The sequence below is a fragment of the Boseongicola sp. genome, from assembly GCA_014075275.1.
In the GTDB taxonomy this organism is placed as follows: Bacteria; Pseudomonadota; Alphaproteobacteria; order Rhodobacterales; family Rhodobacteraceae.
In genome coordinates, this window is sequence record CP046179.1 from 2,689,614 (window position 1) to 2,702,603 (window position 12,990).

Here is a 12,990-nt window from a genome sequence, read left to right on the forward strand (position 1 = left end):
TCATCTCTCAATCCAAGACGCCGCGCCGCCCTTCAGGCAACAAGATCATAGTGGTGCAAATAACGTTCCTTAACGATCCCTGCCTCATCCTCATGAATATGCGGTACCTGCCAATCATCGCCGACAAAAGCCTTCAGGGCCTCCAGATCCCGCCAGATCATGAAAATCGAGAACTCATTCGGCTTTTCCGGTCGCGGCAATCCAAAGTGAATTGTCTCGATGCCGTCGGTCCCATTCATCAATGGGACCGCAGTGTTAAGGAAAAAGTCACGAAACTGATCAATCTTGTCGTCAAAAACAACAACACGAAAGATACGAACAATCATCTCGCCCCTCCATTTTGATGCCCGAAGGCTACCATAAATGCGAAAAGGCGCGAAAACGGACTTAGCGCAAGATTGATTTCCCCGAGTAAATTGCTGTTTCATCAAGTAATTCTTCGATGCGGATCAACTGATTGTATTTCGCCAACCGATCCGACCGCGCCAGCGATCCAGTCTTGATCTGACCGCAGTTGGTAGCAACCGCAAGGTCCGCAATCGTGGCATCCTCGGTCTCACCTGAACGGTGCGACATCACTGATGTAAACCGCGCGCGGTGTGCCATATCGACTGCCATCAGCGTTTCGGACAATGTCCCGATCTGGTTCACCTTCACCAGCAAAGAGTTTGCCGCACCTTCTGCGATCCCGCGCGACAGACGCTCAGGATTGGTCACAAACAAATCGTCCCCGACCAACTGCACTTTGTCACCCAAAGCTTCCGTCAACGCTTTCCAGCCGTCCCAATCGTCCTCGTCACACCCATCCTCAATCGACAGGATGGGATAATCAGCAACCAGCGCCTGCAAATAGGCCACGTTCTCGTCTGAAGACAGTGATTTGCCTTCGCCTGAGAACTCATACTTTCCGTTCTTGTAGTATTCCGTGGCCGCACAATCCAACGCCAGCATGATATCATCGCCCGGTGTATATCCAGCCTTTTCAACGGCTTTCAGGATAAAGTCCAAGGCATCACGGGTCGAAGACAGGTTCGGCGCAAAGCCGCCTTCGTCGCCAATTCCGGTCGAAAGACCGGCCGCTGAAAGCTCTTTCTTCAGCGTATGGAAAATCTCCGAGCCCATACGAACAGCCTCGCGAATATTCGAAGCACTGACCGGCATGATCATGAACTCCTGAATATCAATCGGGTTATCGGCATGTTCGCCACCGTTGATGATATTCATCATTGGCACCGGCAGAACCCGCGCCGAAGTGCCGCCGACATATCGATAAAGCGGCTGAGCGGTGAAATCTGCCGCTGCCTTCGCCGTTGCCAGTGAAGCGCCAAGGATCGCATTCGCTCCCAACCGACCCTTGTTGGCAGTGCCATCCAACTCGATCATCGCGCCGTCAATCGCCTGCTGTTCGGTCGCGTCGAAACCAACCAGAGCATCTGCAATCTCGCCGTTTACGGCTGCCACGGCGTCCAGAACACCCTTGCCCATATAGCGCGCCTTATCGCCATCGCGCATCTCAACGGCCTCATGCGCGCCGGTGGACGCACCTGATGGAACCGCCGCGCGGCCCATGTTGCCGTCTTCCAGCATAACGTCGACCTCAACGGTCGGATTGCCTCGGCTATCCAGAATTTCGCGGGCGTGAATATCAATGATGGTGCTCATGTCAGACCTGTGGCTGAGTGTTAATTTGCGCGTTCTATAGCAGTCTCATTTCCAGATGGAAACGCGACATCTGTGACCGCTAACAGTCCCGCGAAAAAAGGACTGTGTCTACAAGGCTTAAGGGTTCTGCCTTGCCAATTGTAAGTGGCGTTCGCGCCAGAATGCATAGATGCCCGACCCGATAATAATGAATGTGCCGACCCACGTGAAAACGTCTGGAACTTCTGCAAAAACGAAATAGGCTATGGTAAGGGCAAATATCATGCGTGTGTATCGAAACGGCGCAATTGCCGAGACTTCACCCGTTCTCATTGCCAGCGTTACGGCAATAAACGCTATTGTCACAGTGATCGTCGCGCCTAGGACCAAGAATATCGATTTCGTATCCATCGGTGTCCACCCATCACCAAAAACGACCATTGCCGTAGTCACGACCAAAAGGGCAATCACGGCCCATGTCAGGGCAAATGGGCTCGAAAGCCCGGCGGGAAGAACGCGCGATCCGATATCTCTCATGGTTAATCCTATGATGGCCAAAATTGACCATAGAAGGTTTGGATCAACCTCCCCGACACCTGGCCGCAAAATCACCATCACACCACCAAACCCGATAGCAACTGCACTCCAGCGGCGCCAACCAACGGTTTCCTTCAGGACAAGAGCTGCGGCAAGTGTCACTGCTAGGGGCTGGGCCTGAAACAGAGCCGACGCCGTTGCCAGCGGGATGGTTGCCAACGACATGACCACACCGATCGAGCCCAGAACCTCGCCTATAGTTCGTGCGATTACCGCTGTGTTAAAGACATTGCGCGAAAAGATCCGCTCACCGTGCATCCAGACTTGCGGCGCAAAGATCAAAAGATTTCCAATCGAAATCAGCGCCATACATTGCGGCACGCTGATAGTCAGTGTGACTTCTTTGATGAATGCGTCTGAAAAGGCGAAAAACGCCATTGCCGTCGTCATCAAGATGATTGCGCGCATGTTTGCCAAGGGTGGCTCCATTCTTATCCCCGGCACGTATCAGGGCTGCTCGGTGTTGGAAATGGCTGGGAAAATATTGGTCCACAGGCCGTGCGTCTGGCGTGGACGAGGTGTCGGCGAACTGCTATCTGTTGAGGCATGACCGCTGCCGCCCCCAATATGAGCCAATCCAGGCCGAAAATTCGTCAATTGGACGAAGGAGCTATCAATCGAATTGCGGCGGGTGAGGTGGTCGAACGTCCGGCCTCGGCCGTCAAAGAACTTGTTGAGAATGCCATTGACGCCGGGGCGCATAGAATTTCGATCACAATTGCTGAAGGCGGTAAACGGCTGATCCGGGTCGAAGATGATGGTTGTGGTATTCCCGCCGACGATCTTCCCCTTGCCTTGTCACGCCATGCCACATCAAAAATAGACGGTTCGGATCTTCTGAACATCAAGTCTTTCGGGTTCAGGGGCGAGGCACTGCCATCCCTCGGTGCGATCGGGCGTTTGACCATAACTTCGCGGATCGCCGGGGACGCAGCTGCCGAGATTAAAGTCTCAGGTGGCAATCAAAGTTCGGCGCGACCAGCTGCTGGTAACGACGGCACCGTGGTTGAATTGCGCGATCTGTTTTTTGCAACTCCGGCCAGATTAAAGTTTCTGCGCACGGAACGCGCAGAAATGCAGGCAGTCACAGACGTGATCAAACGTCTTGCTATGGCGGAGCCTTATCTGAAATTCACGCTGGTTGACGCAACTGACAAGCCGCGCACTTTGTTCGCCGTCGATGCAGAGTCCGGCGAACCTCTGCAGGCTCTGTCGCGCCGTTTGCGTGCAGTCTTAGGGCGTGACTTTGCCGAAAACTCGCTGGCAATTGATGCCGAGCGCGAGGGTTTGCACCTGACCGGCTTTGCTGCTTTGCCGACTTATTCGCGCGGTTCCGCCGTCCAGCAATTTCTTTACGTCAATGGCCGCCCGGTGCGGGACAAACTGCTGATTGGGGCTTTGCGGGGGGCTTATAGAGATTTTCTTAGCCGTGACCGGCATCCGGCGGCAGTTCTGTTCATCGATTGCGCCCCAGAACTGGTGGACGTCAATGTTCATCCCGCCAAAGCCGAGGTTCGATTTCGCGATCCCGGCATAGCGCGTGGCTTGATCGTGTCGGGTCTGCGCCATGCTTTGGCCGACGCGGGGCACCGCGCCTCGACTACTGTCGCTGGCGAGACACTGGGGGCATTTTCAGCGCCACAATCAGAAGCGCGCGTCTATCAAATCGACCGCAGGCCAGCTTACTCCACGCCAGGAAAACCTGTTGAAGATCAACAGTCCGGATTTTCGGAAACCGGCGCTTCGTTCGCTGCCGCATCGGCTCGCATTGAACCCACACCAGACGAGACGCCGACAGCTGATTTTCCACTGGGCGCGGCGCGCGCGCAAGTCCACGAGAACTATGTAATTGCTCAAACAAAAAGCGGCATCGTAATTGTCGATCAACACGCTGCGCATGAGCGCCTGGTATATGAAAAACTCAAACGGCAAATGGCCGCCAATGGCGTGGCAGCACAGGCGCTTTTAGTGCCCGAAATCGTCGAGTTTGGGGCAGAAGCGGCGCTGTTGCTGGAATTTGCCGACGAACTGGCGAACTTTGGATTGACTATCGAGCCATTCGGGCAGGGCGTGGTCGCCGTGCGCGAAACCCCTGCAATTCTTGGCACTGTCGATGCCACGGCGCTTTTAAAAGACATCCTTGACGAGCTTAAGGACCTGGGTGACAGCTCAGCCGTTCAGTCTCGTATCGACGCGATCCTCAGCCGCGTTGCCTGCCATGGCTCGGTGCGCTCAGGTCGCCAGATGCGCGCCGAAGAAATGAACGCGCTCCTGCGCGAGATGGAGGAAACACCTCATTCGGGTCAGTGCAATCACGGCCGACCAACCTACGTTGAACTCAAACTCGCCGACATCGAGCGGCTGTTCGGAAGACGATGATCCAGATAGGCGAAACGTCTTACGCATTCACTGATCCGATTGTTTTGCTGATCGGTTTTGGCGGTGCGTTGTTGTTGCTGGTTTTGGTTCTGCTTTTCATGTCTGTTCGCCGCGCCGGGCAATCAACGGAGATGATGCGCCCATTGTCCCAGGATATGGCGACGCTATCCCAACGGGTCCAAAGCCTGTCGGATGGTCAACATCAGTTGGCCGGTGGCCTTACTCATGTCAGCGAAGCCCAGGCTGCCAGCCAGGCCAATATGTTGAAGCTGATGGAGCAACGGCTGTCCGAAGTTTCGACCAAGATGAACGACAATCTTCAGGGGTCGGCAACGCGGACGGCGCGGTCATTGGGCGAATTACAGCAGCGCCTGCAAACCATCGACAAAGCCCAGGCCAATATCGAAAAGCTCTCCGGCGACGTGCTGACGTTGCAGGACATACTTTCAAACAAACAGACACGTGGCGCGTTCGGAGAAATCCAATTGAACGACATCGTCACCAAAGCCCTTCCATCGGACAGTTATTCATTGCAGGCAACGCTGTCGAACGGCAAACGCGCTGATTGCCTGATCCACTTGCCGAATCCACCGGGGCCAATCGTCATCGATTCAAAATTTCCGTTGGAAGCTTACGAACAGCTTAGAAACGCCGAAACCGATCGCGAGACAGTCGAGGCGGGCAGGGCGATGAAAACTGCGGTCAAAGCCCACATCAAGGCCATATCCGAAAAGTATATTCTAGACGGCGAAACTGCCGACGGCGCTTTAATGTTCTTGCCGTCCGAGGCTGTTTATGCCGAGCTTCATGCCAACTTCCCTGACCTTGTTCGCGAAGGCTTTGCGGCGCGAGTGTGGATTGTGTCTCCGACCACTTGCATGGCAACTCTGAACACGATGCGCGCCATCTTGAAGGACGCGAGAATGCGTGAACAGGCCGGTGCCATTCGAAAAGAACTTGGATTGTTGAACGGAGATGTGGACCGCCTGACGGCACGCGTCGAGAATCTTGACCGCCATTTTGGTCAGGCTGCCAAGGATATAGCGGACATAAAGATCAGCGCCGACAAAGCCGGGCGACGAGCGCAGAGACTGGACAATTTCGACTTTGAAGAACTTGCACCGGACTCAAGCGGCGATATCGTGCGATTGGCGCCAAAAGAGTAGCTCACAGTTTAAGTGCTCTTGGCCTTATTTTCATCGAATTTTCATCAAATTGAACCGCTAGAAGGAACTCAACCGTGTGAACTCGGTTGTTGTCCTTTGGGTGTGTAATGGCCAAGCGTTTGATCTTAAGCAGTTTATTGGCGGCATCCTTGGCGGGATGCGGTGTAGGTCCATTGCCAGGACATGTTGGTGATCCAAGCTTTCTTGGCGGAACCGATGCCGATGTGTCTTATTCTGGTCTCGCGTTTGCGGATGGAACGCAATTGCTTGCAGACGTTGAGGGCGAGTCCATTACGGTAAAATTGGCGCGTTTCGTTCATGATGAAACCGCCGGAACAACCGAAATCGTCATAACAGACGAAACAGCGACCATACCGGTCGGATTTCTCGACCGGTCCAGCAGGGACGTGATCCTGACAATTGATGGCACACCGGTCGCATTTACCGGTGGTGTTGGAACACTGGACAGTGGGCAATCGGTTTGGTCCTACCTCAACTATGCGCTGACCCAGTCTGGTACTGGCGGCATATACGCTTACGAGGGATATGGCCCGGCAGTTGCAAATTCCATCGACATGGAAGGTGTCTACGCCTTCGGGTTTGAAACTGACCCTACCCAGATAGATGCACGCTCGGACACAGTAAATTACGCCGGAAGCTACTTCGGATACGGGCAGATGCTTGATCTTGATGGGGCAGTAACTGAAAGCGAGGTTGAAACCACCGGTGCTATACAGCTTCAAGCCGATTTTGGCACGTCAACCATTTCAGCACGGTTGGCCGGTGAACTCGATGTGTTGGCCGGTGTTATTCCCTACGAATTGATATTCGTAGGAGCGGACATCGTGGGCAGTGGATTTGTTGGTGGTCCCGACATGACCTGCAGCGCTGGATACACTTGCTCCTCTGCTACGTCCGTCGGAGGCACCTTCTACGGTGTAGATGGCCACGAGATCTCCGGCGTTGTCGGTTTTGATGAGACTGTTTTAGGGCCAGGATTAAGCGGCGGGTATCAATTCCTTGGAGTCGCGGGTTTTTCAGCCGACGAAGAATGAAGGCATTGAAAAGTTTGGCTATCCAACAATGCAAAAGGCCGGCTTGGAAGCCGGCCCTTCTATTTTACGACAGCGCCTTTTGCAGGTTTTCGTCAATCTTCTCAAGAAATCCTGTGGTCGTCAGCCATTTCTGGTCCGGGCCAACCAGTAACGCTAGGTCTTTGGTCATGTGACCACTTTCAACGGTATCGACGATGACTTTCTCCAACGTTTCGGCGAAGCTTTTCAGGGCCTCGTTGCCGTCAAGCTTGGCACGGTGCTTCAGTCCTCCTGTCCAAGCATAAATCGACGCAATCGAGTTGGTGGATGTCTGCTCACCCTTCTGGTGCTGGCGATAGTGCCGCGTCACAGTGCCGTGTGCTGCTTCGGCTTCTACGATTTTGCCGTCAGGCGTCATCAGCTGCGATGTCATCATGCCCAAAGAGCCAAAGCCCTGCGCAACTGTGTCGGACTGAACATCACCATCGTAGTTTTTACAGGCCCAGACGTATCCGCCGGACCACTTCAATGAAGCTGCGACCATATCGTCGATCAACCGGTGCTCATACCAGATCTTCTTAGCTTCGAACTGCTCTTTAAACTCTTCTTCATAAACTTTCTCGAAGATGTCTTTGAATCGACCGTCATAGGCTTTCAGGATTGTGTTCTTCGTCGAAAGGTAAACAGGCCACCCAAGGTTGAGGCCATAGTTGAGCGAAGCCCGTGCAAAGTCGTAAATAGATGCGTCAAGGTTATACATGCCCATGGCAATACCGGATGACGGCGCATCGAATATTTCATGCTCAATTTCTTTGCCATCTTCGCCGACGAATTTCATGGTCAGCTTGCCAGCACTTGGAAACAGAAAGTCGGTTGCGCGATACTGATCACCAAAGGCGTGGCGACCAACGACAATCGGCTGGGTCCAGCCAGGGACAAGCCGAGGAACGTTTTGACAAATGATCGGCTGACGGAAAATAACGCCACCCAGAATGTTGCGAATGGTTCCGTTGGGCGAGCGCCACATCTTTTTTAGGCCAAATTCTTCAACCCGCGCTTCGTCCGGTGTGATCGTAGCGCATTTGACTGCAACACCGACTTCTTTGGTTTTTTCGGCAGCATCGATAGTGATCTGGTCATCTGTGCGATCGCGTTCTTCGATGCCCAGATCGTAGTACAGTAAGTCAACGTCCAGATACGGCAAGATCAACTTGTCTTTGATGAGCTGCCAGATGATGCGGGTCATTTCATCGCCGTCCATTTCGACGATCGGGTTTTCGACTTTGATCTTTGACATCGGCGGTGTCTCCGTTGCGGGTGGAATTGTTTGGTCGCCCAATACGCCATGTCGTCGGTAATGAAAAGTCGGTATGCCAAAGTATACCAAAAAAATTGGCTCCTAATATCCAAACGCCCGGCGTGCCGGGCGAATGATTGAATCTAATGTCTGTCGATGGTCGGTTAGACTAATACTCTAACGAGTGTTTTCTGTCAGGCGACGCTCAACATAGTTGGTTACGTGCCCAATCATCCCCTCCATATGAGGGTCCTCGAAGAAGTGACCAGCACCCTCCATCTCTGTATGGGTGATTGTAATGCCCTTTTGTTCGTGAAGCTTTTCTACCAGCGTATGGGTGTCGCGAGGCGGTGCAACACGGTCTGCGGTTCCATTAATGATCAGACCCGACGACGGGCATGGTGCCAGGAAAGAGAAATCATACATGTTGGCCGGAGGCGATACACTAATGAAGCCGGTGATTTCAGGGCGACGCATCAGCAATTGCATGCCAATCCAGGCCCCAAAAGAGAATCCCGCAACCCAGCAATGCTTCGAGTTCTGATTCATGGACTGTAGGTAATCCAGCGCCGAAGCTGCATCGCTCAGTTCGCCGACGCCTTGGTCATATTCACCTTGGCTGCGCCCTACACCTCTGAAGTTAAACCTTAAAACAGTGAACCCCATATTGAAAAAGGCATAATGCAGGTTGTAGACGACGCGATTGTTCATCGTTCCACCGAATTGCGGGTGTGGATGAAGAATGATCGCGATTGGCGCGTCCTTCGCCTTTTGCGGGTGATAGCGCCCTTCAAGGCGGCCTTCGGGTCCGGGAAAAATTACTTCGGGCATAGGTCGCCATCTTCCTTCAACTTGCCGCGCCCCAATTCTTGACGAATTTAGTCGGGGTCTTTAGAAGCGTTCTAAATTGAACCAGACACGCCACCGCGGACGAAGGGTGAAGTATGCTGCGCGGTCGGAAAGGTCAACAATATTAGGACGTCTCGGCGGCATGAAACTTAGCACAAAGGGTAGATATGCGATGGTTGCGCTTGCCGATCTGGCAACAGTGCCGGACGGAACCCTGTTGTCGCTCGCCGAAATTTCCCGACGGCAAGACATTTCTCTGCCCTATCTTGAGCAATTGTTCGTCAAACTGCGGCGCGCCGGACTGGTGGAATCGGTCAGAGGTCCGGGTGGCGGCTATCGATTGGCGAAGCGACCAGCAGATGTGCGCGTGAGTGACATACTGGAAGCCGTCGATGAAACGGTTTCCGCATTGCATACGGGGGCAGGGGCATCTGGCGGTTCGTCTGGTTCAAAGGCGCAATCGTTGACTAATCGCTTGTGGGAAGGCCTGTCCGCGCATGTCTATGTTTTCCTGCATCAAACGCGTTTGAGTGACATTGTGGAAAATGAACTAGCTCCATGTCCCGCTGTACCGGCGCTGTTCGAATTGGTGGACGAAAGTTGATGCCCGTCACGAACATCACGTGCGAAAACGACGTGTTTTCGATTTGCCTTGTACTTCAGGGTGTCTTTGAAGTTCGCTTCGAACTCCACACCGGAAATCGCGTGGATTTCCAAGTTGGGGATACCCGATCTTGAAACGCACCTATCTGGACTGGAACGCGACCTCTCCTCTATGCCCCGAAGCACGCGAGGCAATGAAGGCTGCACTGGACGGTAGTGGAAACCCTTCTTCTGTGCACGCAGAAGGTCGCGCAGCACGCAATATTATCGAGCGCGCCCGCGGGCAAGTCGCCTCGTTAGTTGGCTGCAAGGCAAGTGAAGTAGTCTTTACTTCTGGTGCAACAGAAGCCGCCAATGTGCTACGGAACTTGCCGCCGAATTGCGCGGTATGTGTGGATGAGACATCCCACGATTGTCTCTGGACGCATTTTGATCTGACCGGTGCCAGCGATCATTACGATGGCCCAGGTCACACCCTGGCGATGGGCGTCGCGAACTCAGAGACCGGTGTTATCAGCAACTCACCGCAGGCAAATGATGGGCGTTTTCCATTTGGTGAGGTCCGCTGCGACATGTTGTTGCTAGATGCCGTGCAGGCCGTGGGGCGAATTGCTTGGAGTTTCCATTGGTCTGGCGCTCATCTGGCAATCATGTCGGCGCACAAGCTGGGTGGACCCAAAGGCGTTGGTGCTTTGATCGTCAGAGATGGCATGGATATCAATGCTTTACAGAAAGGTGGCGGCCAGGAAATGGGACGCCGGTCTGGCACGGAGAATGTTGCAGGCATTGCTGGGTTTGGTGCAGCTTGTGAGGCGGCGGAGCGAGATCTGTCGAGTGGCATTTGGACGGAAGTCGAGAAACTTAGAAATATTCTAGAAAATGCACTGGTAGCTGACGCAAAAGAGACTATTTTTGTCGGGAAAGACCTCGAGCGCCTTCCGAACACTTCGTGTTTTGTAACTCCGGGTTGGAAGGGCGAAACGCAAGTCATGCAGATGGACCTGGCTGGAATCGCGGTATCTTCTGGGTCGGCGTGTTCGTCCGGAAAGGTCAAAGCGCCGCGTGTTTTGCGGGCTATGGGATTGAACGATAGAGCGGCCGAAAGTGCGCTGCGGGTCTCGTTGGGGCCGACGACGACTAAAGAAGATGTGCTGCGCTTTGCAGATGCGTGGCTGACGCAGGAACGAAAATTCCGCCAACGGGCGGCGTGATGGGAGAGCCGATAATGGCAGCTTTGGATATCACTCAGGTGAAAGACGGCGTCGATCAGGAAACTGTTGATGCTGTGCGTTCGCTATCGGGGACCTACAAGTATGGCTGGGAAACCGACATCGAGATGGAATACGCACCGAAAGGTCTTTCTGAAGACATTGTGCGTTTAATATCGGAGAAAAACGGCGAACCAGAATGGATGACCGACTGGCGCCTAGAGGCATACCGTCGTTGGCTTCAGATGGATGAGCCTGATTGGGCTATGATTAACTATCCCAAAATCGACTATCAGGAACAATACTACTACGCCAAACCAAAGAGCATGGCCGAAAAGCCAAAATCCTTGGACGACGTCGATCCGAAACTTTTGGAGACTTACGCAAAACTTGGCATCCCCTTGAAAGAACAAATGATCTTGGCGGGCGTCGAAGGTGCAGAAGATGCGCCTTCCGAGGGCCGAAAAGTCGCAGTCGACGCCGTTTTCGACTCTGTCAGCGTGGGCACGACATTCCAGGCAGAGCTCAAGAAAGCGGGCGTTATCTTTTGTTCGATTTCAGAAGCCATTCGCGAACATCCCGATCTGGTTAAAAAATACCTCGGATCGGTGGTGCCTCAATCGGACAACTTCTTTGCCACGCTGAATTCGGCCGTCTTTACTGATGGTTCGTTCGTCTATGTCCCGCCCGGGACCCGCTGCCCAATGGAACTAAGCACGTATTTCCGTATCAATGCCGAGAATACAGGTCAGTTCGAACGTACTCTAATCATATGCGATAAAGAGGCTTACGTCTCTTATCTGGAAGGGTGCACTGCGCCTCAGCGTGACACACATCAGCTTCACGCTGCTGTTGTGGAGTTGGTAGCTATGGACGACGCCGAGATTAAATATTCAACGGTTCAAAACTGGTATCCCGGTGACGAAAACGGCAAGGGCGGCATTTATAACTTCGTGACCAAACGGGCTGACTGCCGTGGTGATCGGTCCAAAGTGATGTGGACCCAGGTTGAAACAGGCTCGGCTGTGACCTGGAAGTATCCATCTTGCATTCTGCGTGGTGAGGAAAGTCAGGGCGAGTTTTACTCGATTGCCATTACCAACAACATGCAGCAGGCAGATACCGGAACGAAAATGGTTCACCTGGGCAAGAACTCCAAATCGCGGATTGTGTCCAAGGGGATATCTGCAGGCAGAGCTCAGAACACGTATCGTGGCCTGGTTTCAATGCACCCTCGCGCCAAAAACTCGCGTAATTACACGCAATGTGACTCTCTTCTGATCGGCGATAAATGTGGGGCGCACACGGTGCCTTATATTGAAGTGAAAAATAACTCTAGCCGGGTAGAACACGAGGCGACAACTTCGAAAGTTGATGACGATCAGCTGTTCTATTGTCGCCAGCGCGGCATGGACGAAGAAGAAGCCGTTGCTCTAGTTGTGAATGGATTTTGCAAAGAAGTGCTGCAAGCCTTGCCGATGGAATTTGCGATGGAAGCCCAACAACTTGTGGCGATCTCGCTTGAAGGGTCTGTGGGGTAAGTTCGATGCGCTCGGTTCTTCTAACTGCGGTTTTTACCGGTGCTTTCTGCTCGGCTTTCGCAGTGTTCATTGATTACGCAACTGACATGCTGGCGCAGAACCAAATCATCGTCGTGAGTTTTGCGAGTGGTTTTATGGGAAGCCTTATTGCGCAATTGGTGATTGGGCGCTGGAGGGCCAAGCAGGGAAGCCCCGGGGAGATGGATCAATGATTATCAGCACGACACCGTCAATCGAAGGTCGCCCGATCAAGGACTACCGCGGAGTAGTTGTCGGAGAAGCTATCCTTGGTGCGAACGTTTTCCGCGATTTGTTTGCCCAGATTACCGATATCGTCGGAGGGCGTTCGGGAGCCTATGAGCAAGAGTTGGGGAAGGCGCGAGATATTGCTCTGCGCGAATTGGAAGAACGCGCCATCGCGGTCGGCGGGAACGCAGTTGTGGGAGTCGATCTGGATTACGAAGTTATCAACAACATGCTGATGGTTTCTGCGTCCGGAACCGCCGTGGTTTTGGACTAAGATGCCGCATAGTTCTGAAAATAAACAATTTTTTCGGATATTCCCCTCGTTATTCGTGGGTGTCGGGGACGGTTTGGATGCGTCGGAGCGCTGGATTCGCTCACTTTTTTCCCAATCCTTGCCCTTCTTTCGTCACGAAGCGCTGAAAAAAACAG

The 12,990-nt window shown here is 53.3% G+C and carries 12 protein-coding genes; 7 read left to right on the top strand and 5 right to left on the bottom strand.

The window, feature by feature from the left end:
* Positions 1-32: 32 nt before the first annotated feature.
* The 3 genes from GKR98_13580 to GKR98_13590 form a co-directional block, all read right to left on the bottom strand.
* Positions 33-326, bottom strand: a complete 294-nt coding sequence (locus tag GKR98_13580; protein ID QMU59128.1) for a hypothetical protein — start codon at positions 324-326, stop codon at positions 33-35.
* A gap of 61 nt (positions 327-387) precedes the next feature.
* Positions 388-1,662: a phosphopyruvate hydratase gene (locus GKR98_13585; protein QMU59129.1), complete on the bottom strand. Its 1,275-nt coding sequence runs from the start codon at positions 1,660-1,662 to the stop codon at positions 388-390.
* A gap of 117 nt (positions 1,663-1,779) precedes the next feature.
* Positions 1,780-2,667, bottom strand: a complete 888-nt coding sequence (locus GKR98_13590; GenBank protein ID QMU59130.1) for an EamA family transporter — start codon at positions 2,665-2,667, stop codon at positions 1,780-1,782.
* A 117-nt stretch (positions 2,668-2,784) separates the two neighbouring features.
* On the opposite strand from GKR98_13590, the gene mutL reads away from it, so the two are divergent.
* From mutL to GKR98_13605, 3 genes are all read left to right on the top strand, one after another.
* Entirely contained in the window at positions 2,785-4,617 is a 1,833-nt protein-coding gene (gene mutL, locus GKR98_13595) for a DNA mismatch repair endonuclease MutL (protein ID QMU59131.1), read from the top strand.
* A complete protein-coding gene (rmuC, locus tag GKR98_13600; GenBank protein ID QMU59132.1) occupies positions 4,614-5,783 on the top strand; it encodes a DNA recombination protein RmuC in 1,170 nt (389 codons plus the stop codon). The genes mutL and rmuC overlap by 4 nt, the downstream gene beginning before the upstream one ends.
* Before the next feature lie 107 nt (positions 5,784-5,890).
* On the top strand, positions 5,891-6,838 hold the full coding sequence (locus GKR98_13605; GenBank protein ID QMU59133.1) for a hypothetical protein: 948 nt from the start codon (positions 5,891-5,893) through the stop codon (positions 6,836-6,838).
* Positions 6,839-6,902: 64 nt separating this feature from the next.
* Here the strand turns inward: GKR98_13605 and GKR98_13610 are convergent, their stop codons facing one another.
* A complete protein-coding gene (locus tag GKR98_13610) occupies positions 6,903-8,114 on the bottom strand; it encodes an NADP-dependent isocitrate dehydrogenase (GenBank protein ID QMU59134.1) in 1,212 nt (403 codons plus the stop codon).
* Positions 8,115-8,291: 177 nt separating this feature from the next.
* Positions 8,292-8,945 (bottom strand): alpha/beta fold hydrolase, encoded by a 654-nt coding sequence (locus GKR98_13615; protein QMU59135.1) that lies wholly within the window; start codon positions 8,943-8,945, stop codon positions 8,292-8,294.
* A gap of 160 nt (positions 8,946-9,105) precedes the next feature.
* Here GKR98_13615 and GKR98_13620 point away from each other — a divergent pair, with 160 nt between their 5' ends.
* The 4 genes from GKR98_13620 (at position 9,106) to GKR98_13635 (ending at position 12,835) form a co-directional block, all read left to right on the top strand.
* Complete coding sequence (locus tag GKR98_13620; protein QMU59136.1) at positions 9,106-9,567, top strand: Rrf2 family transcriptional regulator; 462 nt, start codon at positions 9,106-9,108, stop codon at positions 9,565-9,567.
* A gap of 130 nt (positions 9,568-9,697) precedes the next feature.
* Positions 9,698-10,777, top strand: coding sequence for an aminotransferase class V-fold PLP-dependent enzyme (locus GKR98_13625; GenBank protein QMU59137.1), 1,080 nt, complete (start codon positions 9,698-9,700; stop codon positions 10,775-10,777).
* 14 nt (positions 10,778-10,791) lie between these two features.
* A complete protein-coding gene (gene sufB, locus GKR98_13630; GenBank protein ID QMU59138.1) occupies positions 10,792-12,315 on the top strand; it encodes a Fe-S cluster assembly protein SufB in 1,524 nt (507 codons plus the stop codon).
* A gap of 208 nt (positions 12,316-12,523) precedes the next feature.
* The gene (locus GKR98_13635; protein QMU59139.1) at positions 12,524-12,835 is read left to right on the top strand and encodes a heavy metal-binding domain-containing protein; all 312 of its coding nucleotides are present in this window, start codon (positions 12,524-12,526) and stop codon (positions 12,833-12,835) included.
* Positions 12,836-12,990: the final 155 nt, after the last annotated feature.